The 26483-nt window shown below is 46.8% G+C and carries 26 protein-coding genes; 15 read left to right on the plus strand and 11 right to left on the minus strand.

What is annotated here, in order from left to right:
• Positions 1 to 14 precede the first annotated feature (14 nt).
• The 8 genes from gspG to R8O10_RS00530 are packed head-to-tail and all read left to right on the plus strand — an operon-like array spanning position 15 to position 5563.
• A complete protein-coding gene (gspG, locus tag R8O10_RS00495) occupies positions 15 to 458 on the plus strand; it encodes a type II secretion system major pseudopilin GspG (RefSeq protein WP_054579411.1) in 444 nt (147 codons plus the stop codon).
• Positions 459 to 487: 29 nt separating this feature from the next.
• A complete protein-coding gene (locus R8O10_RS00500; RefSeq protein ID WP_031779019.1) occupies positions 488 to 1087 on the plus strand; it encodes a prepilin-type N-terminal cleavage/methylation domain-containing protein in 600 nt (199 codons plus the stop codon).
• Positions 1074 to 1463, plus strand: a complete 390-nt coding sequence (gspI, locus tag R8O10_RS00505; RefSeq protein ID WP_005379300.1) for a type II secretion system minor pseudopilin GspI — start codon at positions 1074 to 1076, stop codon at positions 1461 to 1463. Before R8O10_RS00500 ends, gspI begins: the two co-directional genes overlap by 14 nt.
• Positions 1450 to 2127, plus strand: coding sequence for a type II secretion system minor pseudopilin GspJ (gene gspJ / locus R8O10_RS00510; protein WP_005379301.1), 678 nt, complete (start codon positions 1450 to 1452; stop codon positions 2125 to 2127). Before gspI ends, gspJ begins: the two co-directional genes overlap by 14 nt.
• Complete coding sequence (gspK, locus tag R8O10_RS00515) at positions 2120 to 3130, plus strand: type II secretion system minor pseudopilin GspK (RefSeq protein WP_005379302.1); 1011 nt, start codon at positions 2120 to 2122, stop codon at positions 3128 to 3130. The genes gspJ and gspK overlap by 8 nt, the downstream gene beginning before the upstream one ends.
• Positions 3099 to 4301 (plus strand): type II secretion system protein GspL, encoded by a 1203-nt coding sequence (gene gspL / locus R8O10_RS00520; protein WP_005379304.1) that lies wholly within the window; start codon positions 3099 to 3101, stop codon positions 4299 to 4301. Before gspK ends, gspL begins: the two co-directional genes overlap by 32 nt.
• Positions 4302 to 4308: 7 nt before the next feature.
• On the plus strand, positions 4309 to 4800 hold the full coding sequence (locus tag R8O10_RS00525) for a type II secretion system protein M (protein WP_005383002.1): 492 nt from the start codon (positions 4309 to 4311) through the stop codon (positions 4798 to 4800).
• Between the two features lies 1 nt (position 4801).
• A complete protein-coding gene (locus tag R8O10_RS00530) occupies positions 4802 to 5563 on the plus strand; it encodes a type II secretion system protein N (RefSeq protein WP_017635007.1) in 762 nt (253 codons plus the stop codon).
• A 292-nt stretch (positions 5564 to 5855) separates the two neighbouring features.
• Here the strand turns inward: R8O10_RS00530 and cysQ are convergent, their stop codons facing one another.
• From cysQ to R8O10_RS00550, 4 genes are all read right to left on the minus strand, one after another.
• A complete protein-coding gene (gene cysQ, locus R8O10_RS00535) occupies positions 5856 to 6683 on the minus strand; it encodes a 3'(2'),5'-bisphosphate nucleotidase CysQ (RefSeq protein ID WP_005379308.1) in 828 nt (275 codons plus the stop codon).
• Between the two features lie 44 nt (positions 6684 to 6727).
• Positions 6728 to 7297 (minus strand): ADP compounds hydrolase NudE, encoded by a 570-nt coding sequence (nudE, locus tag R8O10_RS00540; RefSeq protein WP_005379309.1) that lies wholly within the window; start codon positions 7295 to 7297, stop codon positions 6728 to 6730.
• A gap of 176 nt (positions 7298 to 7473) precedes the next feature.
• Positions 7474 to 8058 (minus strand): Fe-S biogenesis protein NfuA, encoded by a 585-nt coding sequence (nfuA, locus tag R8O10_RS00545; protein ID WP_005379313.1) that lies wholly within the window; start codon positions 8056 to 8058, stop codon positions 7474 to 7476.
• Between the two features lie 97 nt (positions 8059 to 8155).
• The gene (locus tag R8O10_RS00550; protein WP_033905914.1) at positions 8156 to 8881 is read right to left on the minus strand and encodes an amidophosphoribosyltransferase; all 726 of its coding nucleotides are present in this window, start codon (positions 8879 to 8881) and stop codon (positions 8156 to 8158) included.
• An 84-nt stretch (positions 8882 to 8965) separates the two neighbouring features.
• Here R8O10_RS00550 and bioH point away from each other — a divergent pair, with 84 nt between their 5' ends.
• Positions 8966 to 9733, plus strand: a complete 768-nt coding sequence (bioH, locus tag R8O10_RS00555) for a pimeloyl-ACP methyl ester esterase BioH (protein WP_318146083.1) — start codon at positions 8966 to 8968, stop codon at positions 9731 to 9733.
• A 124-nt stretch (positions 9734 to 9857) separates the two neighbouring features.
• On the plus strand, positions 9858 to 10322 hold the full coding sequence (locus R8O10_RS00560) for a hypothetical protein (RefSeq protein ID WP_005379316.1): 465 nt from the start codon (positions 9858 to 9860) through the stop codon (positions 10320 to 10322).
• A 104-nt stretch (positions 10323 to 10426) separates the two neighbouring features.
• Here R8O10_RS00560 and R8O10_RS00565 read toward each other — a convergent pair whose 3' ends face one another.
• The gene (locus R8O10_RS00565) at positions 10427 to 12748 is read right to left on the minus strand and encodes a Tex family protein (protein WP_005379317.1); all 2322 of its coding nucleotides are present in this window, start codon (positions 12746 to 12748) and stop codon (positions 10427 to 10429) included.
• A gap of 229 nt (positions 12749 to 12977) precedes the next feature.
• On the opposite strand from R8O10_RS00565, the gene R8O10_RS00570 reads away from it, so the two are divergent.
• The 5 genes from R8O10_RS00570 to envZ all read left to right on the plus strand — a co-directional run bounded on the left by R8O10_RS00570 (position 12978) and on the right by envZ (position 18212).
• Positions 12978 to 14858, plus strand: a complete 1881-nt coding sequence (locus tag R8O10_RS00570) for an ATP-dependent zinc protease (RefSeq protein ID WP_213886565.1) — start codon at positions 12978 to 12980, stop codon at positions 14856 to 14858.
• A 117-nt stretch (positions 14859 to 14975) separates the two neighbouring features.
• Complete coding sequence (gene greB / locus R8O10_RS00575) at positions 14976 to 15467, plus strand: transcription elongation factor GreB (RefSeq protein ID WP_005379321.1); 492 nt, start codon at positions 14976 to 14978, stop codon at positions 15465 to 15467.
• Between the two features lie 105 nt (positions 15468 to 15572).
• Positions 15573 to 15968 (plus strand): DUF1090 domain-containing protein, encoded by a 396-nt coding sequence (locus tag R8O10_RS00580; RefSeq protein WP_005379332.1) that lies wholly within the window; start codon positions 15573 to 15575, stop codon positions 15966 to 15968.
• A gap of 129 nt (positions 15969 to 16097) precedes the next feature.
• Positions 16098 to 16817 (plus strand): two-component system response regulator OmpR, encoded by a 720-nt coding sequence (gene ompR / locus R8O10_RS00585; RefSeq protein WP_005379333.1) that lies wholly within the window; start codon positions 16098 to 16100, stop codon positions 16815 to 16817.
• 102 nt (positions 16818 to 16919) lie between these two features.
• Positions 16920 to 18212 (plus strand): two-component system sensor histidine kinase EnvZ, encoded by a 1293-nt coding sequence (gene envZ, locus R8O10_RS00590; RefSeq protein ID WP_017820700.1) that lies wholly within the window; start codon positions 16920 to 16922, stop codon positions 18210 to 18212.
• A gap of 71 nt (positions 18213 to 18283) precedes the next feature.
• On the opposite strand, the gene R8O10_RS00595 is transcribed toward envZ, so the two are convergent.
• The 6 genes from R8O10_RS00595 to gmk form a co-directional block, all read right to left on the minus strand.
• Positions 18284 to 19672, minus strand: coding sequence for a uracil-xanthine permease family protein (locus R8O10_RS00595; RefSeq protein WP_005379335.1), 1389 nt, complete (start codon positions 19670 to 19672; stop codon positions 18284 to 18286).
• Between the two features lie 227 nt (positions 19673 to 19899).
• Positions 19900 to 21981: an ATP-dependent DNA helicase RecG gene (gene recG / locus R8O10_RS00600; protein ID WP_318146082.1), complete on the minus strand. Its 2082-nt coding sequence runs from the start codon at positions 21979 to 21981 to the stop codon at positions 19900 to 19902.
• A gap of 253 nt (positions 21982 to 22234) precedes the next feature.
• A complete protein-coding gene (trmH, locus tag R8O10_RS00605) occupies positions 22235 to 22918 on the minus strand; it encodes a tRNA (guanosine(18)-2'-O)-methyltransferase TrmH (RefSeq protein WP_017635001.1) in 684 nt (227 codons plus the stop codon).
• 52 nt (positions 22919 to 22970) lie between these two features.
• The gene (spoT, locus tag R8O10_RS00610; RefSeq protein ID WP_005379340.1) at positions 22971 to 25091 is read right to left on the minus strand and encodes a bifunctional GTP diphosphokinase/guanosine-3',5'-bis pyrophosphate 3'-pyrophosphohydrolase; all 2121 of its coding nucleotides are present in this window, start codon (positions 25089 to 25091) and stop codon (positions 22971 to 22973) included.
• Between the two features lie 39 nt (positions 25092 to 25130).
• Complete coding sequence (gene rpoZ / locus R8O10_RS00615) at positions 25131 to 25403, minus strand: DNA-directed RNA polymerase subunit omega (protein WP_005379346.1); 273 nt, start codon at positions 25401 to 25403, stop codon at positions 25131 to 25133.
• Positions 25404 to 25584: 181 nt separating this feature from the next.
• Positions 25585 to 26208, minus strand: coding sequence for a guanylate kinase (gene gmk, locus R8O10_RS00620; RefSeq protein ID WP_005379347.1), 624 nt, complete (start codon positions 26206 to 26208; stop codon positions 25585 to 25587).
• Positions 26209 to 26483 lie beyond the last annotated feature (275 nt).

Here is a 26483-nt window from a genome sequence, read left to right on the forward strand (position 1 = left end):
TTTCGGAGAAAAAAATGAAGTTTAAGCGTAGTAAACAACAGGGTTTTACACTTTTAGAAGTGATGGTTGTTGTGGTTATCCTGGGTATTTTGGCAAGTTTTGTTGTTCCAAACCTATTGGGTAACAAAGAGAAGGCTGACCAACAAAAAGCGATTACGGATATCGTAGCGCTGGAAAATGCCCTAGATATGTACAAGTTGGATAACAGCGTTTACCCAACAACGGACCAAGGTCTAGAAGCATTGGTTAGCAAGCCATCTAACCCAGAGCCACGCAACTACCGTAATGGTGGTTACATCAAACGTCTTCCTAATGACCCTTGGGGCAACCAGTACCAATACTTAAGCCCAGGTGATAACGGTACAATCGATATCTTCACTCTAGGCGCAGATGGCCAAGAGGGTGGAGAAGGTCCAGCTGCAGATATTGGCAACTGGAACATGCAAGACTTCCAATAATTGAGCCTAAGCCAGCACTAATGAAACAAATGCGAAAACATAACGGTTTTACATTGATAGAAATTCTATTGGTGCTGGTTTTGCTATCTCTTACGGCTGTGGCCGTGATCTCGACGTTACCGACTAGCCAAAAAGATCTTTCCAAACAGTATGCTCAAAGCTTTTTTCAGCGTTTACAGCTGCTCAATGAAGAAGCGGTGCTGAGCGGTAAAGATTTTGGCGTTCGAGTGGATGATACCAAATCGACCTACGCTCTACTGAGTTTAACCTCAGAAGGTTGGCAGCCTCTGAAATTAAAGCAGATTCCGAGCAAAACCAAGCTAGAAGAAGATATTACGCTACAACTCGAGCTCGGAGGTGGTGCTTGGGATAATGATGAGCGCTTATTCAAACCAGGTTCTCTTTTTGATGAAGACATGTTCGCAGAAGAAGAGGACGAAAAGAAAATTCAGCCACCGCAAGTGTTTATCTTTTCCAGCGCCGAAGTCACGCCATTTACCCTGTCTTTTTTTCCGCAAAATGGTGATGCCTTTAATGACGGTTGGCGAGTCATTGGCAAAGAAAGTGGACAAATTTTGTTATTAGCTCCGGGCGAAGAAGTGAAAGAGGATGAGAATGCGCAATTTTAAGCAAGCTCGCCCAAATTTGAGTCATCGCCGGACGAGAGGCATGACCTTACTGGAAGTATTGGTCGCACTGGCAATTTTCGCTACCGCTGCCATCAGTGTCATTCGCTCTGTGAGCCAGCATATTAATACAATCAGTTATCTAGAAGAAAAAATGTTTGCAGCCATGGTTGTGGATAATCAGATGGCAAATGTGATGTTGAATACCGGAGAACTCAAAGCGAAAAACGGCACAGAAGAGCTGGCAGGACGCACTTGGTTCTGGAAAGTCACGCCAGTCGCCACGACGCAGCCATTGCTGAAAGCATTTGATGTGAGCGTCTCGGTAGAGAAAAGCGCGAGCCCTGTATTAACGGTACGAAGCTATGTGGCGCAATAATCATCCCCGCGCAAACACGCGCCAAAGGGTAAAAGGTTTTACACTTATTGAAGTGTTGGTATCGATTGCCATCTTTGCCAGTTTAAGTGTCGCAGCGTACCAAGTGGTATCGCAAGTACAGCGTAGCAATGCGCTATCACAAGAACGAACCCAACGCTTAAACGAAATTCAGCGTGCCATGGTTATGATGGATAACGATTTTCGTCAAATGGCGATGCGTCAAACGCGTACTAATGGTGAAGAGCCTTCTAGCCGGCTAATTTTTTGGTCCGATTACCTGTTGGACTCCGATACCAAAGGACTGATGTTTGCCCGTTTAGGTTGGCACAACCCTCAGCAGCAGTTCCCTCGTGGAGAAGTAACCAAGGTTGGCTATCGCTTAAAAGAAGAAACACTGCAGCGAGTATGGTGGCACTATCCTGATACGCCGGTTGGGCAACAAGGCACTGTTACTCCATTGCTAACCCAGGTCGAGTCATTTGATATGCGTTTTTATGATGGTAAGCAATGGAAAAAAGAGTGGGCTGAAGAAAAAGCGCTGCCGAAAGCGGTTTCTGTTGTTCTCACTCTCAAAGACTATGGAGAAATTGCCCGCACTTATCTCACTCCTGATGGCACATTGAGTCAGAAAGAGGAAAGTTCAGGAGACAGCAATAATGGTTAACCGTCAGCGCGGTGTTGCTTTGATTATAGTGTTGATGTTGCTGGCGATTATGGCGACGGTTGCCGCCAGCATGTCGGAACGTTTGTTCTTGCAGTTTCAGCGAGGCGCTAATCAAATCAATTACCAGCAAGCGTACTGGTACAGCCTTGGCGTCGAGGCGCTAGCAAAAGTGGGTATCGAACAAAGTTATAAAGACACCGACACGATTAATATGAGTCAACCGTGGGCGATAAAAGAGCAAGTCTATCCGTTAGATTATGGTCAAGCGGCGGGACGAATTAGAGACAAGCAAGCGTGCTTTAATCTAAATGTATTGAGTCGTGTGCAACCAACGGGTCAGCAAATTACAAGACCATATTTAGTGAATGTATTGCAGCGCCTATTAGAAGAGTTGGATGTCGAGCCATATCAAGCAGAAATCATTGCAGACTCTACTTGGGAATACATTGATGCTGATGACTCTGTCCGTTCGACTACTGGGGTTGAAGACAGCACATATGAAGCGATGAAGCCTTCCTATTTGGCATCAAATGGTTGGATGGCAGATGCTTCCGAGTTACGGGCTGTCTATCAGGTGAGTGGTGAAATTTTCCAAAAATTGGAGCCGTTGGTCTGTGCATTACCAAGTGATGACTGGCGTTTAAACGTGAATACGATTGATGTTGAGCAAGCTCCGATTTTGGTGGCAATGTTCTCACCAAACTTAAGCAGTAGTGATGCGATTCAGCTAATTGAAAAACGCCCATTTGATGGGTGGGATAGCATTGATGAATTTTTAGCAGAGTCAGAAATGGCTGGCTTAAGTGAAGATGTAAAGAAAAACGCCAAAGGCTATTTGGGTGTGGATAGCGCCTTTTTTGAATTGGATGCACAAGTGTTGGTGGATGAATCACGTGTACGTATCCGAAGCCTTTTGCAAAGTACAAATAGAGAAACGGTGACCGTAGTTCGCCGTCGTTTTGGAGGGATCAGTGAGCGAGTTTCTGACCGTTCGGCTGAGTAGCGAACAACAAAGTACCATTCCTTGGGTGGTGTGGTCGACAGATCAACAGGAAGTGATTGCTAGCGGTGAAATCGCCGGGTGGGAACACTTAGATGAGTTGGTCTCATATGCTGGTCAGCGCCAAGTTGTGGCGCTGTTGGCGAGTAATGATGTGGTCCTGACGCAAGTGGATATACCACCTGGTGCAACACGCCAATTCGAGGCGATGTTACCGTACTTAGTGGAAGACGAAGTTGCTCAGGACGTTGATGGCCTGCACTTTAGCGTGTTGGGTAAACAAGCGGATAAAGCGCAGATTTGCGCAGTTGAACGTGCTTGGATTCAGACTGTACTGCAACGTTTCTCAAGCCAAGGTATCGCTATTAAACGCATTTTACCCGATGTGCTTGCGTTACCGGTTCGTGGAGAGCACAGCTGTGCTGCAATGATTGGCGAGCAATGGCTAATTCGTCACTCTGCGACAGAGGGCGCGGTTGTCGACGCTTCTTGGTTAGACCTTTACCTCTCTTCTTATCTACAAAATCATGAAGGTTGGAAGCTCGATTGCTATAGCTCGGTCCCGGAATCTGCGTTACCTGAAATATGGGAGCCGCAACCAGAAGAAATGACGATGGCTTTACTGGCGAAGGGGGTGACAGAAAGCAAAGTCAATTTGCTGACTGGGATCTTCAAGCCGAAATCTTCTTGGGGTAAATACTGGAAGCTCTGGCAAAAAGCCACCATTGCTGCGGGGGTGCTTATCGTCGTCATGGTTGCGCAGCAGTTGCTCGTGGTCCACAAGTACGAAGCACAAGCTCAAGCGTATCGTGAGGAGAGTGAGCGTATTTTCCGCCAGGTGTTCCCAAATAAACGACGCATTCCTACCGTTAGTTACCTCAAACGACAAATGGATGATGAAGAGCGCCGCTTATCTGGTGGAAGTGGTCAGCAGGCAATGTTGTCATGGTTGGCGGCATTACCCGCGACGCTTGGTCAGGTCAGCGACTTGGAGATCACTAGCTTTAAATACGACGGACAACGTGGCGAAGTACGTATTCAGGCTCGTAGTTCAGACTTCCAACCTTTTGAGCAGGCTCGTGTGAAATTGGCAGAGAAGTTTAATGTTGAGCAAGGTCAGTTGAACCGTAGCGATAACGTTGTGGTTGGCAGCTTTGTTTTGAAGCGTTTGTGAGGTGATGATGAAAAACTTAATTTCTCAAGCTCAGGTTTGGTGGAGTAGCATCTCGCAGCGTGAGCAGCGTTTGGTCATGGGATGTGGCGCTATTGCCGTTATCGGTATTATTTATTGGGGTTTATTACAGCCAATGAGCCAACGTGCGGAGCTAGCTCAGTCACGTATTCAAAGCGAAAAACAGTTGCTAGCTTGGGTACAAGATAAAGCGGATGGCATCACTGCACTGCGAAAAAGCAGCGGTGTGAGCTACTCTAGTCAACCGTTGAATCAGTTGGTTTCTTCTTCAGCTCGTCGTTATAAAGTTGAGTTGATTCGCGTACAACCTCGTAATGAGAGCGTTCAAGTGTGGATCAAACCACTCGCGTTTAATCAACTAGTGGATTGGTTACGTTACTTGAAAGAGCAACAGGGTATTGAAGTCGAATTTTTAGATATCGACCGAACAGAGCAAGCGGGCATGATCGATGTAAACCGCCTTCAGTTTAAGCGAGGTTAAGGTGAAGCGAGCAGTACTTTACGTTGTTATCTTTATCGTCTTTTTTTCAGTCAGTCTTTTAATGGGATTACCAGTCTCTTGGGTGTTACAACAAGCACCAACAGTGAGAGGCCTGGACATTCAAGGAGCCAACGGTTCGGTATGGCAAGGTCAAGCTGCTAGTATTCGTTGGCAGCGCCAGAACCTTGGAGAAGTTAATTGGGATTTCCAATGGTCGAGTCTACTGACAGGTAAAGCTGAGTTTGCTGTGCGCTTTGGTCGTGGTAGTGAAATGGACGTTCGTGGGCGCGGTTTTGTCGGCTATAGCTTAAGTGATGGCCCTTATGCCAAAAACTTAGTTGCCTCAATTCCGGCGGTAAAAGTTGTTGAGCAAGCGCGCCTCCCTGTGCCTGTTGGTGTTGATGGGCAGCTTGAGCTGAATATTCGTCATGCGACTTATGCTGCGCCTTGGTGTAAGAACGGTGAAGGCACTTTAGTATGGAATGCCAGTGGTATTCAAAGCCCCGTTGGCAGCTTAGATCTCGGTCCTGTGATTGCCGATATAAACTGTCAGGATAGTGTATTGACGGCAACTGGTGAGCAGAGCAGCAAACAAGTCTCTGCGGCGTTTTCCGCTGAACTGATGCCTAATCAACGGTACTCAACCAAAGCGTGGTTCAAACCTGGTGCAGAGTTCCCATCCAGCATGGGGGAGCAACTAAAATGGTTGGGTAAGCCGAATGCTCAAGGTCAATATGAGTTTAACTACCAAGGGCGCTTCTAACCTATCGTGACAAAATCCAATATCTTAAAAGAGCTGCTATTGTGCAGCTCTTTTTGCTTTTGGATCATTGTAAGCTAAAACCTCTATTCGCTGTACATTGGGAATGAATGGAAATTTAAAACCATGATTTTTAATTGATTTGTTTTCTTTCGTTCAGCTTTACAGGCAATTGGAACATAGTAGGCCAAATACTCCAAGTGCTGTACAGAAGGTCAAAAAGAAAAGGCCACGAAGATATTCGTGGCCTTTCTATTGCTAGAATTTTGTGCTCTAAATTTTACCGATAGGGCGCTTAATCTTTGCGTTGTAAAATCTCATTCCAAGGTAAATCCGCATCACCAAGAACAATAAAATTCGGGTTTTCTAGTGTTTCCCGCTCGTTATATGACAGCGGTTCTAATTGCGTGCTGAGAATACGTCCGCCAGCTTCTTCAACAATGCATTGTGTCGCAGCGGTGTCCCACTCACCTGTTGGACCTAGTCGGAGATAGCAATCTACCGCCCCTTCCGCGACGAGGCATGCTTTCAATGCCGCAGAACCGAGCGGTATTAAGTCGTAATTCCAGGCGCTGCTCATACGGTTAGTAATACGATTGATGTCTTGGCGACGACTAATAGCAATTGCGATGCTTTGCTCTGGCTGTTCGTGTTTGTGTGTATGGATTTTGACGCTGTCCGACATGTCGGGAATTTTCCAGGCGCCTTTGCCATTATAAGCGTAGTAAGTCACGCCAGATACAGGACCGTAAACGACGCCCATGGTTGGTCGATTGTTGTCGACCAACGCGATAATAGTGGCAAAGTCACCACTGCGAGCGATGAATTCTTGAGTACCATCAAGAGGGTCGACTAACCAATAACGTTCCCACTGAGCGCGTTGCTCTAAGCTTATGTCTGCGTCTTCTTCTGACAACACGGGAATGTCAGGCGTCAGATCACTCAAGCGTTCAGTGATGAACTTGTGAGCTGCAATATCTGCACTTGTTACGGGAGTTTCGTCACTTTTGGTGTAGGCCTCGTATTGCTTCTTTTCATATATTTCGAGGATCATTTGCCCAGCACTGCGGGCAATCTCGATGACTTGAGGAAGTAGGTGAGATAGATCTTTTGTCATTGGCATAAGTGATAGTCCTTACTCACAGTGTTATTCGGTTCTAATGACCGTTATTGGTTATGCTTGTGAGTGGTGTTTGGTAAGTGTTTCAGTGCCAACATTAGCGCTGTGATGCTTCGTGCTTCACAGAAATCCATGTGAGTTAATAACTCTTCGGCTTGCGCAAGTGGCCAACGCACAATTTCCAGTGGTTCAGGCTCATCGCCTTCTTGCTTCTCTGGATAAAGCGCCTGTCCTAAAAATAGAGTCATTTTGCTCGAAAAGTAAGATGGCGCGAGGATAACTTGTTTCAACGGGGTTAACTGATTACAGCCAAAGCCGATTTCTTCTTTTAACTCACGATCCGCAGCTTGGTGTGGTGTTTCTCCTGGGTCAATCAGCCCTTTTGGGAAACCTAGCTCGTAACGTTCAGTTCCAGCGGCGTATTCACGCACCAGTAATAAATCGCCTTGTTCTGTTACAGGAACCACCATTACAGCATCTCGTCCACTTGGCTTCATACGCTCATAAGTACGATGCTCACCATTGGAAAAACGAAGGTCGAGCGCTTCCACAGCAAACAGTTTGGATTTTGCAACCGTCTGGCATGAGAGTATCTCTGGTGGGGTTCGTTTCGGCATGACGCTGGCTCCTTGGTGTCGTTGGCGTTTACGAGATGCGTAAGATTCTTAATATATGAGAACTCCGCCTGAGTTTCTAGCAGATTTTACGAGTCGAGCTAAGCATCTCAGCATCACCTCAGTATCGATACAAAAATGGGAGACCGAAGCCTCCCATTTTCTGACAGTGTTTACTCTTAGTAGTAAGAGTGATCACCACGGTCATGTTCTGTAGCATCACGAACTGCGGTTAGTTCACCAATGAACTGGTTTAGCAGCTCTTTCTCGATGCCTTCTTTTAGTGTTACGTCAACCATAGAACAGCCATTACAACCGCCACCAAATGCAACAATTGCAACACCGTCTTCAGTGATCTCAACCAAGTTTACGTGACCACCGTGGCCAGCAAGCTGTGGGTTGACTTGGGTTTGGATAACGTACTCAACGCGCTCAACCAGTGGTGCGTCGTCCGCAACTTTACGCATTTTAGCGTTAGGTGCTTTTAGCGTTAGCTGAGAGCCCATTTTATCGGTAACAAAATCGATTTCAGCGTCTTCAAGGAATGGCAGGCTCAGCTCATCCACGTAAGCTGAAAAACCGCTGTAAGAGAGTTCAGTGTCGGTCGATTCTACTGCTTCTGGTGGGCAGTAAGACACGCCACACTCAGCGTTTTGTGTACCTGGGTTCACAACGAAAATACGAATGTTAGTGCCTTCAGGTTGTTGACCTAAAAGGTTAGCGAAATGCGTTTGCGCAGTTTCTGTAATAGTAATATTTGACACGACGAATACCCGAGTAAATTTGTAGGTTACTGCTGCTATTCTACTCTTGTTGACGTATGGGTCTAGTCTTTTTGATGCTAAGGCATGGCGAAGCGATCTAGAGAGAACGAGGAGCAGGTGTTCTGCAGATGCAGTAAATATCGATGCTTTCTACGCCAACTTCAAGTAGTAAATGACATAATTGTCGGACGGTACTGCCTGTGGTGACTACATCATCGACGATGGCAACATGGGAAGAGTGAGGGCGCTTATTGAGAATAAACGCGCCTTTTAAGTTTTGTTCACGGCTTGTTTTGGTATTACCACGCTGTGATTGGGCGAGCCTTACTCGACGAAAGACCTTCGCATCAAAATTAGTCTGCAATTGCTTGGCGAGGTGTCGGGCTAAAACATCACTTTGATTAAAACCCCGGCGCAGGTAACGCTGCCAGTGCAATGGCACACTGGTAATGATTGGAGCTGGCGTGGTGATGCGCTGTGCCAGTTGCTCGGTTAATGCTTTTACATGCCAAGACTCTCCGTGATCTTTAAAGCGTTGTACTTCCCGTGAAAGGGGAAAGTCGTAATCGCCTAACGTGTATAGCCTTTGCCATGGCGGTGGCTTTGAAAGACATTCACCACAAATACTATCCGTACTCATTTCTTCTTTCTGTAATGATAAACCGCAGCGTTGACATCGTTTTACCGGAGTTAGGTATTTTAAACAGTGCTCGCACCAGCGCAGAGTATTTGTGTGGCTTGGTGTTTGAATAGGGAACCGACACAGGCCGCATTGACTGCTCAATACGCGATGCATGATGTTTTGCCAGTGATGAGATAACATAGCGTTTATTCATGGTGATATTTTACTCAGCCTAACGCTTGGCTGAAGCCGTAGGGAATAAAATAAGTGGGAGAGATTGAGAGCATGAGCACGAAATTACACTGGCAGTCATTTGGTCAGGGACCAGATTTGGTGTTACTGCATGGTTGGGGCATGAATGGTGCGGTATGGCAGCAGACAGTCGAGTCTCTTCAACCTTATTTCCGAGTTCATGTGGTTGACCTTCCGGGGTACGGACATAGCGCCGAATCTCATGCTGAAGATTTAGACCATATTGCTAACTTGGTGGTGCAAGGTGCGCCAGAGAAAGCGATTTGGCTTGGTTGGTCCCTCGGAGGTTTAGTGGCGACGCATGTGGCATTAAATATGCCCGAGCGCGTGGCTAAGTTGATTACGGTTGCCAGCTCACCTAAATTTGCCGCAGAAAAACCTTGGCGTGGCATTCAACCGAATGTACTGAGTGCGTTCACCTCTCAGTTGCTAGAAGATTTCTCACTGACCATTGAGCACTTTATGGCGTTGCAAGCGATGGGCAGCCCATCAGCGCGTAAAGACGTTAAACAGCTCAAGCAAGCGGTACTATCGCGCCCTCAGCCAAACCCTGAATCGCTGTTGGTTGGGCTAAACATCCTTGCTGATGTGGATCTGCGCGATGCGTTGACGTCTCTTTCTGTTCCAATGTTGCGTCTTTATGGCCGTTTAGATGGGTTGGTGCCAATTAAAGTAGCTAACGATTTAAGTGAACAGTTGCCTCATACCCAGCAGTTTGTTTTTAATCAGTCCTCTCACGCGCCTTTTATCACCGAACATGACGAATTTTGTGTTCAAATCCGAGAGTTTGCTCACGATTGAGCAAGTACGAGCGGAAATACCTCAAGTTGTTTAAAAAGTGGTCGATATAAAGGCTGGTGAGGTTTTATTAGCCAATAAAGCTAAGCCATATTGACGAGTTGGGCGACTCTGAGGAGGGTTCGCAATGATTGTGTCACCGACCAACGTAAGTGTGCCACTGATCGCCCCATCCGTGAATGTGCAGACGGAACAAGCAGCTCGCGACAATAAAGTCCGAGAGCCTGTAACGCCAACGGTCGCATTGGCCAAAACCAATGCAGAGCGAAAAGTAAAAGGTGATGACAAGCGCCGACGTCAGTCTTCTTGGGATCCTTCAGAGCATCCTGATTATGATATGGAAACGGAAGTCGACACGCGTTATCAAGAAGAGCCGGAAGATACACTAGAACGGCTTTTTAGTTTGCTTGCGCTCAAATCGTATAGTGAAGACCAGGGGAAAGGCTACGCGATCCGCTTTCGCTTACCAAAGCGCATTTTGGATGCTGCGATCAATGAAGGATTAATGGAAAAGCGCAGGAAGGTGATCAAGTTTCATTATGGTCATGCAGTCGCTCCCCATACCCCGTCAGAAGTGATAGCAGTATTATGACGACTCAATATCCTACTCAAACAAAAACGCTCCAAGCAGGTTGACTGATTGGAGCGTTTTCTTTTTAGTTATGAAAGCTCGTTAGCGGTGAAGCCTAGGTAAGATTACTTTTTCGCTTTAGCAAACGCTGCAGCAAATGCACCGCCCATCGCGCTGTTCGATGACGAATCATCACGGCGAGGCTGACGACGCTGCGGTTGGTCATTACGACGCGGCGCTGCTGATGAGCGTTGGCTACGGTTGTCTTGACCCGGTTCGTCGTTCATACGCATCGATAGACCAATACGTTTACGCTGCACGTCAACTTCCATCACTTTCACTTTGACGATGTCGCCCGCTTTCACCACTTCACGTGGGTCAGACACATAACGATCTGTCAGTGCAGAAATATGCACAAGACCATCTTGGTGAACGCCGATATCAACGAAGGCACCGAAGTTGGCTACGTTAGACACCACGCCTTCTAGAATCATGCCCGGTTCCAAGTCAGATACCGAGTTTACACCTTCTGCAAAGGTCGCCGTTTTGAATTCTGGACGTGGGTCACGACCCGGCTTGTCTAACTCTTTGATGATGTCTGTAATGGTTGGAACGCCGAAGTTATCGTCGGTGTAATCGACCGCATGCAGACCTTTAAGGAAGCTTGAATCACCAATCAGTGCTTTGATATCTTTGTTGTTCTTCTCAGAAATCGCTTTGACCACTGGGTACGCTTCTGGGTGAACCGCAGACGCATCAAGTGGGTTCTTACCATCCATAATACGCAGGAAGCCCGCACACTGCTCGAACGCCTTAGGACCTAAACGAGGTACTTTCTTCAAGGTTGTACGTGCTTCGAAGCGGCCGTTCTCATCGCGGAAGTCGACAATGTTCTGCGCGATGGTGCTTGATAAGCCTGCTACGCGCGTCAGTAGCGCCGCAGAAGCAGTGTTCACATCAACACCAACCGCGTTTACACAGTCTTCCACAATCGCATCTAGGCGTTTTGCCAACATAGATTGGCTTACATCGTGCTGGTATTGACCCACACCAATAGATTTAGGATCAATTTTCACGAGTTCAGCCAATGGATCTTGCAAACGACGTGCAATCGACACTGCACCACGCAGTGATACGTCCATATTCGGGAACTCTTTTGCTGCAAGCTCAGACGCTGAGTAAACCGATGCACCCGCTTCACTTACGATGATCTTCTGAACTTTCAGGTTGCCACGTTTGATGACGTCTGCGACAAAGCTGTCGGTTTCACGTGAAGCCGTACCGTTACCAATCGCAATCAAATCCACGTTGTACTTACGCACCAACTGCTCAACGATTTGTGCTGACTTGTCGTATTGTTTTTGTGGTGGGTGAGGGTAGATGGTTTCGGTTGCAAGCACTTTACCTGTTGAGTCGACAACCGCGATTTTTGAACCTGTACGCAGACCCGGATCGAGACCAAGTGTTGCACGAGGGCCAGCCGGTGCTGCCATCAACAAGTCTTTTAGGTTAGTGGCGAATACTTCAATCGCTTCGATTTCAGCGCGCTCTTTCATTGCGCCCATTAGCTCGGTTTCCATGTGCATCGATACTTTGATGCGCCATGCCCAGCTGATCACTTGCTTACGCCAGGTATCCGCCGGTGCGCTGCTTAGCGTCACGCCATAATGGTCGGCGATAATCGTTTCGCAGTAAGACTGACGAGCGCCTTCTTCCTGTTCTGGATCAGCATTCATTGCCAATGTCAGGAAGCCTTCGTTACGGCCGCGTAGCATCGCCAGTGCGCGGTGCGATGGCACTTTGCTTAGGGGCTCGTTGTGGTTGAAGTAATCTTTAAACTTCTCGCCTTCTTGCTCTTTGCCTTCAACGACTCGTGAAACCAGTTCCGCATTGCGATTTAAGTGGTTGCGAATTTTTTCCAGTAAGTTTGCGTCTTCTGCGATGCGCTCCATGATGATCGCGCGAGCGCCATCCAATGCAGCTTTGGTGTCTGCGATGCCTTTGTCTGCATCAAGGTATTTGCTTGCTTCGCTTTCTGGCTCGGTTTGTGGATGATTCCAAAGCTGATCTGCGAGTGGTTCAAGACCAGCTTCAATCGCGATCTGACCTTTCGTACGACGCTTGGGTTTGTAAGGTAGGTATAAGTCTTCAAGACGAGTTTTGCTGTCTGCCTGCGCGATCTCTTGTTCTAGCTCTGGCGTCAGTTTGCCTTGCTCTTGGATTGATTTGAGGATGGTTTGGCGGCGATCATCCATTTCACGAAGGTAAGACAGACGGCTGTCCAAAGTACGAAGCTGGGTATCATCAAGGCCCCCCGTCACCTCTTTGCGGTAACGTGCAATAAAAGGGACAGTGTTGCCATCATCAATTAGGGTGACAGCGGCGTTGACTTGCTCTGGGCGAACATTCAGTTCTTGAGCAATCATGCGACAGATAGCTTGGCTCATCCGTGTTTTCTCTTTTAATTCAGTTTTGGTTGTATAGAACATTGGGGTCGTTCGAAGAATTTGCAATGTTTTAAATTAACGAGGCAAAAATTTACCGGGCGCTGGTGGACATCAGTCATATTTATGTCAAAACTGTAATTAAATTGAGAACTTATATCCGCAGTTATCGACTAACCTAATTCCACGGTTGTTGATATCACTAAATGTACCTCGGCTTATACGGATAATCATGATGAAAAAAATGTCTTTGGCGTTAGCGCTTACGAGTGCCTTACTTGCCGCCCCGCTTAGTTGGGCGCAGTCTATCTCAGGAACCACACAAGCTCCCGTTTATCAGCTCGATAACAAATTGGTACTAGGGCGTGTGGAGAGCGTCTACTACAGTGACATTCCGGAACTAAAAGCGGTGCCATTTATTGGCAAGATTGATACTGGTGCAGATACGACATCGATGCATGCGGAGAATATCCATGTCAGTAGCTCACACCCAGATTACCAAGATTTGAAAGATAACGAGTTACTTTGGGCGATTGTCGATGACTTAGGTGGTACGAAGGCAAAGTGGGACGCCGACAGCTTTAAGCCATATCAAGTAAAGGTTAGCTTTACGGTTCCTCACCCTTATACAGGGAAGGAAATACAGATTACCGATGATCTGGAAAGAGTGAGCGCGATTCGCAGTCGAACAAGCAAAAAGCCCATCCTACGCCCGACAATAAAAATGCCGATGACAATCGCTGGTCACACCGTTGATACGGAAGTGAACCTGACCAAGCGTACGCAATTCTCTTCTCCTATCTTGATTGGTAAAACCTATCTCGATGATAACGCATGGGTCTTCGCTGGTTACGATTACCTTCAAGAACAGCCACGCGCAAAAATGATTGGCAAAAAAGAGACGGTTGAAGTCGAAGGTGTGCCATATAAGATCAGCATCTCAACTTCTAGCCGTTATACCAACGTCCATGCACTGGACATCAAGGTAGACAAAAAGCATAACGAAGTCTCTTTTATGTTAGAGGGCGAGAATGGCAAGCGTCATCCAATGACATTACCCTTGGTACGAATGCTGAAAACGACCAAAAGCGAGCGCCCTTTAGTCTATTTACCCGTCAAAGTCGGCGAAAATGAAACTCAACGTTGGTTGGTGTATCTGCGTGATCGCAGTAAGTTCAGTTCGCAAATTCGCTTAGGTCGGGACGTCGCGAGTCAGCACTTTGTTATTGATACGGACAGAGAAAATCTACTGGGTGGCGTAGAAAAAACGTTCAAAAGCGCACTCAAATCAAAACCTCTAGTCGTTTCACCAGAAGAACAGGTCACCATTGATGGTTATACCGTCCCTGCTTACCCCACTTTTACTGTGAAAACGCCATTACTGCGTGTAAATGGGTTTGAAGTAACAGAAAAAGGTAAGGATGAATCCGTCACGTTTTATTTAATGAACGATGAGGGGAAAGAAGAAAAAATCACCAAACCAGTGTTGAAAAAGCTCAAGGTTGGCAGCGCGGTTCGCCCTGTTGTCGAAGGAGACTTTCTTCTCGGTAGAAAAGACACATCAATGAAGTTTGCGCTCGATGTGCTTGATGAGGGTGACACTCAACCCTTTTTCGTCTTTGGTCATGACATAGCCAAGGGTGGTGTGTTGCTGAACACTCGCGCAGACCATCTACTAGATGCAAGGCCACTTTTCAAAGCTGGCCATATCGAAGTGGCTGAAGTTGAGGGGATGTCTTTCCCTGTGAAGTTAGACACGGGTGCAGATGTAAGCTCAATCAATGCTAAGAACATCAAGCAGTTTAAGAAAGACGGCAAAGACATGGTGAGCTTTACCTATGAGAACGATCTTGGCATGAAACAGGCGTTTACCAAGCCTGTTGTTGATGTCATGCGTATTAAAGCGAAGAAAGGCGAGAAAGCGAACGTACGCCCTGTGGTTGAAATGCATGTTAAGCTTGGCGAATTAGAGAAGAAGATCCGAGTCAACTTACAGGACCGAGGTCGCTTCCATTACAGCATGATTTTAGGTAAAAACTTCCTAAAACATGGCGCGGTTGTTTCGAGTGATACGAATTACATCGTGACGCAAAAACCGGATTACGAAAAGTAACACTCTGGCCGCCTTATCACCTTGATACCCAAAGCCTGAACAACATTGGATCTTTGGGTATATCATCTCCTTAATGCTGCCAAAGAGCAGCATTTTTTAGTTGAGATAGGAGTTAATTTGAAAACTAAGCTGATTACACGAGAAGGTTACAACAAACTCAAACAAGAGCATGATTACCTTTGGAATGAAAAGCGCCCGGAAATCACCAAGATCGTCACTTGGGCGGCGAGCCTGGGCGATCGCTCAGAAAATGCGGATTACACCTTCAATAAACGTTTACTCCGTCAGATCGACCGTCGTGTCCGCTTCCTTCGTAAATTCCTGCCAGAAGTCACGATCGTTGACTATTCTCCGCAACAAGAAGGCAAAGTCTTTTTTGGTGCATGGGTGGAAATAGAAAATGAGGCAGGAGAAGTGAAAAAGTTTCGTATTGTCGGGCCTGAAGAGATTTATGGCGATGCGAAAGACTACATCTCTATCGATTCACCTATGGCGCGAGCGATGTTGAAAAAACAAGTGGATGAAGAGTTCACGGTACGCACCCCAGAAGGTGAAAAAGAGTGGTTCATCAACTCAATTGAATATACTCAACCGGCCTCGGAAGACTGAGGCTTTATCACCGATTCAAGTCTCATGAAGTTCACTAGGAGTGACTTGGGTCTCAATGTCAGAATATTTGGTATAAAGGCATGGTGCCTTTCTCGGAGAAGTAAAATGAACAAAGCAGTCATGTGTAGTGCTGCACTAACAATAGGTTTCTCACTTTCAGTTTTTGCTCAAGATGAAGTGAAAGGCTGTGACGCTAAAGAGTTAGCGGTAGAGCAGCAGCTTGAGTATGCAAAAGCGCAAGGTAATGAGCATCGCATTAAAGGCTTGGAGCAAGCACTTTCCGCTATCCAGAATGAATGCTCGGAAGGTGAGCTGCGCCAAGAGCTGCAAACAGAAGTGGAAGAAAAGACTAAAGAAGTTGAGGAGCGAGAGGAAGAATTAGTCGAAGCTCAGCATTCAGGGAAAGCAGACAAAATTGAGAAAAAACGTCACAAGCTGGCTGAGGCACAGCAAGAGCTGCTTGAGGCCAAACGTGAACTGGAATGGAATTATGGTCAATAGTAGGTGCTGAAAATACCTGCTAGAGAGAGAATAAAGCGCTTAAGATAAAAAGAGTAACAATTTGCTTGAGCACGTTAGGAAAAACAGTGATACATTTTCGACAATAGACGCTTCTGAAAGGATGTTTCAATGCAAGAAAATCATAAAATTTTAGTGGTTGATGACGATGCTCGTTTACGTGCTCTATTGGAGCGTTACCTTTCTGAGCAAGGTTTTCAGGTACGAAGTGTCGCCAATGGCGAACAGATGGATCGCCTACTAACGCGCGAAAACTTTCACTTAATGGTGCTGGACCTAATGTTGCCAGGTGAAGACGGTTTGTCAATTTGTCGTCGTCTACGCCACGCGAACAATATGTTGCCAATCTTAATGCTCACCGCGAAAGGTGATGAAGTGGACCGCATCGTAGGTCTTGAGGTAGGGGCGGATGATTATTTGCCAAAACCGTTTAACCCACGCGAATTGTTGGCTCGCATCAAGGCAGTATTACGCCGCCAAACCGTAGAGTTGCCGGGTGCACCAAGCACGGAAGAAAAAGTGGTGGAGTTCGGGGAATTCCGACTCAATCTAGGCACTCGCGAGATGTTCCGCGGTGATGAGGCAATGCCACTCACCTCTGGAGAGTTTGCTGTTCTAAAGGCGCTCGTGATGAATGCACGTGAGCCAATGTCACGAGATAAATTGATGAACATGGCGCGTGGCCGTGAATATTCTGCAATGGAACGCTCTATTGACGTACAAATCTCACGCTTACGTCGCATGTTAGAAGACGATCCGAGCAAGCCGCGCTACATTCAAACCGTGTGGGGCCTAGGTTATGTTTTCGTCCCAGACGGCAAAGAGGTGTAATCTCTTCACTCCATAGCCAGCACTTGGCTATAGCAACTTCAGCCTTCATTACCTTCCCTTTGAAGGCTGAAATTTCGCGATTAGGACCACTAGGAACGTTCCATGCGCATCCGAAGTTCATTGACACAATCTATTCTGCTGTTCATCTCTTTGCTTCTCGCGAGCCAAGTTTTCTCTTACTACGCCGTTTTTAACTACGCGTTGATGCCGAGTTTGCAGCAGTTCAATAAAATTCTCGCCCATGAGCTCAATTTGGTGCTTGATGATGAAGGACCTTTAAAGTCTGATGCACCGTTAAGGCGTCAATTATTAGAAAGACTAGGGGTGACGGTTCACAGCCTTGACAGCGATAAGGCGATTGAATTTCATCACGCAATGTCGATTGATTTGATGTCTGAAGAAATGAGCCAAGAGCTGGGTTCGCCCACAGAAGTGCGCTTATTGCTTGGCGATGAAAGTTACATTTTGTGGATGCACATCGAAAAGTTGCCGAACTCCATCATTCGTATTCCGTTATCTGAGCTGCAAGAAGAAGATTTTGCCCCGCTGTTTCGTAACAGCTTGATTATGGCGCTGCTGATCATTGCAGGTGGTTGGTTGTTTATTCGTTTGCAAAACCGTCCACTTTTGGCTTTAGAGAGAGCCGCGAAAGACGTCGGTCGAGGTGAGATCCCGCCCCCCTTAGCAGAGAAAGGCGCATCGGAGATTCGCTCTGTAACTCGAGCCTTTAATCAAATGTCGAAAGGTATTCAAGAGCTAGAAGAAGACCGAGCCTTATTAATGGCGGGGATTAGCCATGACTTACGAACGCCTCTGACGCGTATTCGCCTAGCGACAGAAATGATGTCTCCTGAGGACAGCTATCTTGCGGAGGGGATCATTAGCGATACGGAAGAATGTAATGAGATCATCAGTCAATTTATGGATTACCTCAAACCGGTGAACCAAGAATCGTTTGAAGCGGTTGATATCAGTACGATTGCCAGTGACGTCGCCAGTTCTGAAGGTGGCTATGAGGTTGAAATTGAAACAGATCTTAATCTTAACTTGCCGCCAGCCAAAGGAAGCGCGATTGCGATTAAGCGGGCGATCAGTAACTTAGTTGTGAATGCGCTACGTTATGGCAATGGCTGGGTCAAAATCAGCACTGGTGTGACAGCAGATAAGCAGCTAGTGTGGATTTCAGTAGAGGACAACGGACCGGGTATCGAGCATTCTCAAATCGCGAGGTTATTTGAACCCTTTACGCGTGGTGACACCGCTCGCGGTAGTGAAGGCACTGGGCTAGGGTTGGCGATTGTGAAGCGCATAATCAGCCAGCATTCAGGCTCTGTGGTGATGCGTAATCGCAGTGAAGGCGGTTTAATCGCTCAAATCAGCTTTCCTACCAAGTAAGTCGATGGCCTGCACCCTTTAAACAAAAAGCCCAACCTAAATAGGTTGGGCTTTTCTTATTCTCAATAATCTTAAGACTCTTTCACTTCCTGAGGAAGTTCATCTTCGTCTTCCAGTTTCTCTGGCAGAAGTAGATTTAAAATGATCGCTGTGATGCCACCTGCTGCAACACCAGTTGAGAAAATACTCTTAATAAATTCTGGCATAAATTGCAGGATCTCTGGTTTTTGTGCGATACCAAGTCCCATTGAGAAGGATAAGGCCATGATCAGAATTGCGCGGCGATCGAGCTCAACACGAGAGATAATACGCACACCAGCGGCAGCAATCGTACCAAACATAACAATCGTTGCGCCGCCAAGTACTGGCTCAGGAATCAGCTGAACAAAGCTAGCGACGCCAGGAAACAAGCCAAGAATCACTAACATGCCAGAAATAAAGTAACCCACGTAGCGGCTCGCGACTCCTGTTAGCATGATGATGCCGTTATTCTGGCTAAACGTTGAGTTCGGGAAGCTGTTGAAAACGGCTGCGATTGCAGAGTTTAAGCCGTCTGCTAACACACCGCCCTTAATACGTTTCATGTACACTGGGCCTTTTACTGGCTCACCAGACACTTCAGATGTTGCGGTAATATCACCGATGGCCTCTAGTGCGGTAATAAAGAAAATCAGTACCAGCGGAATGAACAGAGACCAGTCAAACGATAAGCCATATTGCATTGGTACGGGCAGTGCTACGATCTCGGTTGCGCCTAGCTGAGAAGTATCTACCATCCCCATAAAATACGCCATGATGTAACCCACTAGCATCGCAATCACGATTGAAGCCACACGGATGTATGGGTTTTTCGAGCGGTTTAAAATCACAATTAATCCAAGTACCGTCCCAGCCAGAGCAAGTTTGTCTAAGCTGCCGAAGGTTCCTTCATTTAATGCTGCGTAGCCACCGCCCATTGATACTAAGCCGACTTGAATCAGTGTGAGACCGATAAGAGTGACGACGATGCCTGAAACGAGCGGAGTGATGATTCGGCGGGCATGCTCCAATACGCGAGATAGGAAAATTTCTGCAAATGATGCGACTAAAATCGTACCAAAAATGGCAGCCATCATGGTGCTGATGTCTGCTCCACCGGCTTTCAGCGATAGGCCTGCACCAATAATAGGACCTAAAAAGTTAAAGCTGGTGCCTTGAACAGAGAGCAAACCAGAGCCAATTGGGCCAACGGTGCGAATTTGAATAAACGAAGACACGCCTGACGCAAACAAAGACATGCTGATGATGGTATTCGTTTGGTCTGCTGGTACACCCAAAGACTGACAGATGATCAGTGACGGAGTGATAACCGCGACGAACATCGCCAATAAGTGCTGAAGTGCGGCAAAAATGGTTTGAGGCAAAGGTGGTCGATCGTTGAGTTGATAGACCAGTTCCGAAGATCGGTTTGAAGTTGTCATTGTTTGTCTCGCTAGTCGCAATATTTCCCTAGTTCTCGCTGAATGGGAGAGCAGGGTGGAGTTGACGTCGTTACCTGTGATTGCTGTTAATCAGAGTCAACTCAGGTTGGTGGAGTGTGATCTAACACACTTAAAAATTTGTGCGCGATTATAGAGAGATTTTCTCAAAAAGCAAACGTTTGCTTTTGGCGTATTAAAAAACGAGCCATTTGGCTCGCTTTCAATCATTACGCTTTGGAGTAAATATCCCGCTCACCCAACCAGCGATCGATAATCGCTGTTGCGTTAGTCGGGTAATTGTCATGAATATGACGCGCAATACGCTGAACTTCGGGAATCAGGCGTTGATCTCGAACTAAGTCTGCGATTTTGAAATCAGCAAGACCTGTCTGCTTTGTACCCAATAGTTCTCCAGGGCCGCGAATTTCTAGGTCTTTCTGCGCAATGACGAAGCCATCGTTACTTTCACGTAGTACTCCGAGACGTTTTTGCGCGGTTTTTGACAGCGGAGAGTGGTACAGCAGCACACAATGGCTAGCAACGGAACCTCGGCCCACGCGACCTCTTAACTGGTGTAATTGTGCCAAACCAAGACGTTCAGGGTTTTCTATGATCATCAAGCTAGAGTTTGGCACATCCACACCAACTTCAATCACTGTCGTTGCGACCAGCAAATGCAGTTTATTGTCTTTGAAATCTTGCATCACCGCTTGTTTCTCTGCCGGCTTCATTCGTCCGTGTACTAGACCAATTTTTACGTCCGGTAGCTTACGTTGAAGCTCTTCTGCGGTATCTGCCGCGGCTTGCGCTTCTAATACTTCCGACTCATCAATCAGGGTACACACCCAATATGCCTGCTTGCCTTCGTTTAAGCAGGCATTTCGGACACGTTCGACGATATCATTGCGTTTGGTATCTGGAATCGCGACAGTCTGGATTGGTGTTCGACCTGGCGGTAACTCATCAATCACCGACGTTTCTAAGTCAGCATAAGCAGTCATGGCTAACGTTCGCGGAATCGGCGTTGCTGTCATGATGAGCTGATGTGGATAGGCGCCTTGTTTTGCGCCTTTTTCACGCAATTCTAATCGCTGATGGACACCGAAGCGGTGCTGTTCATCAATGATGACCAAAGCAAGGTGATGAAATTCAACGTGCTCTTGGAATAGCGCGTGAGTACCCACTACCATTTGCGCTTCACCACTGGCAATACGAGCCAGCTCGGCTTCCTTTGCCTTACCTTTGAGTTTGCCCGCTAACCAACCGACTTGAATGCCCATTGTTTCAAACCAGTTTGCGAAGTTGATAGCGTGTTGCTCGGCCAATAGTTCGGTTGGCGCCATGAGTGCCACCTGATGGCCATGCTCAATGGCTCTAACAGCGGCCAAAGCGGCAACCAATGTTTTCCCCGAACCAACATCGCCTTGCACTAATCGCATCATTGGGTGCGGTTTTTCTAGATCGGCTTCAATCTCTTGTACTACTCGGGTTTGAGCGTTTGTAGGAGAGAAAGGCAGTTGGGCTAAAAGCTGCGTTTTTAGTTTATGACAAGGACCGAGAGGTAGCGCTGAATCCTTCTGACCTTTGCTACGCACCGCCAGCATCGATAAGTTTTGTGCGAGCAATTCTTCCATGATCAAGCGGATTTGGGCAGGATGTTTGCCTTCGTCAAACTCATCTAAATTAATGGTTGGTGGTGGGCGATGAATGGTGTGCAGCGCTTGCGACATCGTGATTTGATGGTCATACAACCCCGCTGGAAGTAATTCCTGCACTGCGGTTTTATCAAGCAGGGCTAAAGCTTGTTCGGTAAGGTTGCGTAATGTGATTTGGCGTAAACCATCGGTGGTGGGATAAACAGGGGTTAAGCTCTGTTCTACATCGGGCTTTTGCTCGCTGACGTAAAACTTGTAGTCAGGATGAACAATTTCCCAACCCATGCCACCGCGCTTAATTTCACCGTAAGCATGTACTAACTTACCTTGCGTGAAATTGTTCTTCATGGCTGCGGTAAAGTTGAAAAAGCGCAGCGTGATAGTGCCATTACCGTCGCTGATTTTTACCGTTAGCATTTTGCGCTTACCGAAGATGGTGTCGACTGCCATGACCTTACCTTGCACTGCCGCCCAAAGGCCAGCATGCAGTTTGGCAATAGGGTAAATACGAGTACGATCTTCGTAGCGTAACGGAAGGTGAAACAGCAAATCTTGAACGCTATGTAAGCCAACTTTGGCGAGTTTTTCTGCGACTTTCGCGCCAACTCCAGAAAGGGAGGTTAATGGGACGGCAGATAACATTTGGGCGGACATAGAGGGCTCAAGAAAATGGTTAACATAGCAGTATGTTAACCATGGAGCTGTGTTTTTGTACAGGAAAAAATAGTCATGCTTTAGTTAGTGTCATGATTTGACTGATAACCTATCATTCCGAGGAGCTTTAGCGACATCAGGATTCTATTTTCAACAAGTATGTCGCTGAAGTTAACACTATCAGCATCTGTATATTTGAGAATTAGATCCTGAACCACGCTCCTTTGCCGCCGTTCAGGATGACGAAAGTCTGTTACTTGCTTTGCATCTCTTGCCACCACGCGTCATCGGCGATGATTTGACCTTCTTCATCGAGTGGTGGGTAAACGAGCCCTTTTCGTTTCGCGACCTTTGCCAGCACTGGGTGACCACGTTCAAAGAGAATACGGTTGATTGTCTCTTTAGGCAGAGCGCTTTCTTCTCGGTCGTACATGCCTGCGGCTTCACGTTGACGTTGCGCTTCATACAAAATTACGGCACTGGCAACCGATACGTTTAGTGACTGCACCATGCCCACCATCGGGATAATAATGTCTTGATCTGCAAGCTGTTTGGCTTGCTCCGAAGCGCCAACTTTTTCACTGCCTAAAATGATTGCGGTTGGTCTGGTGTAGTCGATCTCGCGAAAATCGACGGCGGTGTCCGAAAGATTGGTCACCAAAACCTGCATACCTTGCGCTTTGAGTTCGGTAATCGCAGTTTCAATCGAATCGTGAGTATCCACTTCAACCCAGTTACGCGCGCCAGCTGAGGTATGGCTCAGCGTACGCATTTTGTCTGGCCAAATTGCGTGAACTTTGTGTAAGCCTGTCGCGTCAGCGGTGCGGATCACAGCAGAGACGTTGTTTGGCTTATGTACTTCTTCGAGACAAAGTGTCAGATCAGTTTGGCGAGTTTTTAGGACTTGGTGAATACGGTTGTAACGTTCTAGGTTCATATTTATTGAGGTATAAAAAATCGCCACCTAACAGAGTAGGTGGCGATAGAGGTTAGTTCTTTCTGCGTCTGACTCGGGTTGCTTGAGGCATTGCCTTAATCTTACGCATGATACCAGCAAGGTGGACACGATCTTTCGTCGTCAACAGCACAGTCACAGTGTATAGACGACCATCACGTTCTTCCGTTGAAAGGCCATGAATGTTTGATCCTGTTTTCGAGATCACGTTGGTCAGTTCTGCAAGAGCACCTTGGTTGTTAAGCATGTCGACTTTAAGTTCAGCAATGAACTCTTTATCGTAGTCTTCAGACCAAGCGACAGCCATATAACGGTCTGGCTCTTTCTGATAACCACGAACGTTCGGACATGTTTCTCGGTGAACAACCAAACCACGACCAGGCGATACGTGAGCAATAATGTGATCATCTGGGATAGGATGACAACAATTTGCAAACGTCAGCAATAAGCCTTCTGCGCCACGAATCGGAAGCTTCTTCTTCGAGTCCGTTGGGATTGAACTTGTTGTCGTGAGCTCTTCGGTGTCACCAAGGAGACGACGTGCAATCACAATGCTCATCAACTCACCCAATCCAATAGCAGCCAATAAATCATCGATGCTTTCTAGGCGAAGATCATTCAAGACTTCTTGGATATTTTCTGGATAAATTGAATCAATCGAGTGACGGCCAAGTGCGTGATTAAGTAGGCGACGACCTAAAGTAATCGACTCTTCACGACGCATCGTTTTCAGTACTTGTCGAATCTTAGTGCGGGCACGAGAAGTCACGACATAGTTTAGCCATGCCGCATTCGGACGCGCACCAGGGGCACTGATAATTTCCACCGTCTGACCGTTTTTCAATGCCTTACTCAATGGGTAAGGGTTACGGTCAACACGAGCACCAACACAAGAGTTGCCTACATCGGTATGTACGGCATAGGCAAAGTCGACAGCCGTTGCGCCTAAAGGTAGTTCAACGATACGACCTTTTGGTGTGAAGACGTAAATCTCATCTGGGAAAAGATCGGATTTTACGTTTTCAATGAATTCGAATGAGTTACCCGCGCTTTGTTGTAGCTCTAACAGGCTTTGCATCCAACGCTGAGCTTTCACTTGCGCAGTGGTACCAGACTTGTCGCCTTTGTCTTTGTAAGACCAGTGTGCCGCGACACCTTTGTCCGCCATTTGATCCATATCTTCAGTACGGATCTGAACTTCAACAGGTACGCCGTGTGGGCCAACCATGGAAGTGTGTAGCGATTGATAGCCGTTCGCCTTTGGTACCGCGATGTAATCTTTCATGCGACCAGGACGTGGCTTATACAAGCTGTGTACTTGGCCTAAAACGCGATAACAAGTATCAGCGGTATCAACAACGACTCGGAACGCATAGATATCCATGATGGTGTGAAAGCGCTGTTCTTTGGTTTTCATCTTGTTGTAGATAGAGAACAGGTTTTTCTCACGACCAACGACGCGAGCATTCAAGCCAAAATCTTGCAGACGGCCTTCTATTTCGCTGTGAATGCGTTGGATCATCTCTTTACGATTACCACGTGCGGCTTTAACCACTTCTTTCAGTACGCGGTAGCGGTTGGGATATAGCGCCTCAAAGCCCAACTCTTCGAGTTCGGTTTTGATATTGTGAATACCAAGACGATGAGCGAGGGGCGCGTAAATTTCTAACGTTTCACGAGCAATACGACGCTTTTTATCTGGTCGAAGCGCGCCAAGCGTACGCATGTTATGCGTGCGGTCAGCCAGTTTGATCAGAATGACGCGGATATCTTGCACCATGGCCAGAACCATCTTACGAAAGTTCTCAGCCTGAGCCTCTTTCCTATCGCGGAATTTGAGTTTGTCCAGTTTAGATACACCATCAACCAATTCTGCGACAGTGTTGCCGAATTTCTCTTCGAGATCTTCTTTAGTTACATCACAGTCTTCAATGACGTCATGCAGCAAAGCAGCTTGGAGGGTTTCGATATCAAGGCGCATTTCGGCCAAGATACGAGCCACAGCGACAGGGTGGATGATGTATGGTTCACCGCTAGAGCGGGTTTGCCCTTCATGGGCATCTCTCGCTACCACATAAGATTGACGCAGAGCCTCAATCTGAGGCTCTGTTAGGTATTCTTGGGCAACGTCTTTGAGGCTATCGAATAGATACAAATTATAGGCCCGGGAGGTTGTTGAATTCTAAAGTCAGAATTAACGGTTGTGAGCGATGCTGCTTACTGCCGCTAGCTCTGCCGCTTCTTGCTCTTGCTGTTCTTGACGTTCACGAGCGTCTAGAACTTCTTTAGTAATTAAACCTTCTTCGATTTCGCGTAGAGCGATAACCGTTGGCTTATCGTTCTCTTCTGGCACTAGTGCATCTTTACCGCCAGTTTGCATTTGACGAGCGCGGCGAGCCGCAATCAGTACTAGGTCGAAACGGTTGCCAACTTTTTCAACAGCGTCTTGAACAGTTACGCGTGCCATGAGGACTCCAAATAGTTAACTAAAATTTTAGAATGACGAGAAAGTATACAACCTAACTACTTTATTTACTAGCAATTAGACAAGCCACCGTTTGTGGACTTTCTCAGGTAGTTTATTGTGTTTTTCGCACTGGGCAAAAAACGGGAAATTCTTTATGTTTTACAGCGTGACTTTTTTGAAGTTACTCTGCTAACAACGCGTCAAGCATACCTTTATATTTAGCAGCTTGCTTTTCTTCCTTCAATCTTTCAGCACGCAAGATAGCTTTAAAATCCATCAAAGCGGTATCAAAATCGTCGTTTACGATCACGTAGTCGTACTCGTTGTAATGAGAGATTTCCGACTTGGCTTCAGCCATACGCTTTGCGATCACTTCATCGCTATCTTGACCACGAGTGTTCAAGCGACGCTCTAACTCACCGTTTGATGGTGGCAGGATGAAGATGCTTTTGGCTTCTGGCATTTGTTCACGGATTTGGCGTGCGCCTTGCCAGTCGATATCTAGAAAAACGTCGATACCTTTATTTAGTGTTTCTTCAATCCATACACGAGATGTGCCGTAATAATTACCAAACACTTCTGCGTATTCTAGGAAGTCACCTTTAGCGATCAGGGCTTCAAACTCATCTTTCGCTACAAAATGGTAGTGGACACCATTTTCTTCACCAGGTCGCATGTTGCGCGTGGTGTGAGACACAGACACTTTCATTGCGTAGGTTGGGTTGCGTTCCAACATCGCTGAGATCAAGCTAGATTTACCTGCGCCGCTAGGTGCAGATACGATATAGAGAGTACCTTTGCCCATTGTACTGTTCCACTTTTGATTGGATTGATTGAGTGCCGAAGGAAAGTTCGACATTCTTATAACGATAGCACTGGCATTGAGAAATCAACCACCAAAGGGGTGGATATTGGTGATAATCCCGCCAGAAAAATGGAGGCGAAGAGTATCATGATCTCTATTTTGTTACCAGTTGATCTTTCTGTCTGTGATCGTCCCAGATGAAATAGTTACTTACGCCAGAGTGTTCCTAAACAGCGAAGAAGGAGCGTGATACCAGGACTTACCATCCGCGCACT

The sequence above is a fragment of the Vibrio sp. 1727 genome (genome assembly GCF_033344415.1).
Lineage (GTDB): Bacteria > Pseudomonadota > Gammaproteobacteria > Enterobacterales > Vibrionaceae > Vibrio > Vibrio alginolyticus.

Bases quoted from the DNA above. Each gene is read 5' to 3' on its own strand.
- gspG (WP_054579411.1), top strand. From the start codon at position 15: ATGAAGTTTAAGCGTAGTAAACAACAGGGTTTTACACTTTTAGAAGTG.
- R8O10_RS00500 (WP_031779019.1), top strand. From the start codon at position 488: ATGCGAAAACATAACGGTTTTACATTGATAGAAATTCTATTGGTGCTG.
- gspI (WP_005379300.1), top strand. From the start codon at position 1,074: ATGCGCAATTTTAAGCAAGCTCGCCCAAATTTGAGTCATCGCCGGACG.
- gspJ (WP_005379301.1), top strand. From the start codon at position 1,450: ATGTGGCGCAATAATCATCCCCGCGCAAACACGCGCCAAAGGGTAAAA.
- gspK (WP_005379302.1), top strand. From the start codon at position 2,120: ATGGTTAACCGTCAGCGCGGTGTTGCTTTGATTATAGTGTTGATGTTG.
- R8O10_RS00525 (WP_005383002.1), top strand. From the start codon at position 4,309: ATGAAAAACTTAATTTCTCAAGCTCAGGTTTGGTGGAGTAGCATCTCG.
- cysQ (WP_005379308.1), bottom strand. From the start codon at position 6,683: ATGCCAATGACAAAAGATCTATCTCACCTACTTCCTCAAGTCATCGAG.
- nudE (WP_005379309.1), bottom strand. From the start codon at position 7,297: ATGCCGAAACGAACCCCACCAGAGATACTCTCATGCCAGACGGTTGCA.
- R8O10_RS00550 (WP_033905914.1), bottom strand. From the start codon at position 8,881: ATGTTATCTCATCACTGGCAAAACATCATGCATCGCGTATTGAGCAGT.
- bioH (WP_318146083.1), top strand. From the start codon at position 8,966: ATGAGCACGAAATTACACTGGCAGTCATTTGGTCAGGGACCAGATTTG.
- R8O10_RS00560 (WP_005379316.1), top strand. From the start codon at position 9,858: ATGATTGTGTCACCGACCAACGTAAGTGTGCCACTGATCGCCCCATCC.
- R8O10_RS00565 (WP_005379317.1), bottom strand. From the start codon at position 12,748: ATGAGCCAAGCTATCTGTCGCATGATTGCTCAAGAACTGAATGTTCGC.
- R8O10_RS00570 (WP_213886565.1), top strand. From the start codon at position 12,978: ATGATGAAAAAAATGTCTTTGGCGTTAGCGCTTACGAGTGCCTTACTT.
- R8O10_RS00580 (WP_005379332.1), top strand. From the start codon at position 15,573: ATGAACAAAGCAGTCATGTGTAGTGCTGCACTAACAATAGGTTTCTCA.
- ompR (WP_005379333.1), top strand. From the start codon at position 16,098: ATGCAAGAAAATCATAAAATTTTAGTGGTTGATGACGATGCTCGTTTA.
- envZ (WP_017820700.1), top strand. From the start codon at position 16,920: ATGCGCATCCGAAGTTCATTGACACAATCTATTCTGCTGTTCATCTCT.
- R8O10_RS00595 (WP_005379335.1), bottom strand. From the start codon at position 19,672: ATGACAACTTCAAACCGATCTTCGGAACTGGTCTATCAACTCAACGAT.
- recG (WP_318146082.1), bottom strand. From the start codon at position 21,981: ATGTCCGCCCAAATGTTATCTGCCGTCCCATTAACCTCCCTTTCTGGA.
- trmH (WP_017635001.1), bottom strand. From the start codon at position 22,918: ATGAACCTAGAACGTTACAACCGTATTCACCAAGTCCTAAAAACTCGC.
- rpoZ (WP_005379346.1), bottom strand. From the start codon at position 25,403: ATGGCACGCGTAACTGTTCAAGACGCTGTTGAAAAAGTTGGCAACCGT.
- gmk (WP_005379347.1), bottom strand. From the start codon at position 26,208: ATGGGCAAAGGTACTCTCTATATCGTATCTGCACCTAGCGGCGCAGGT.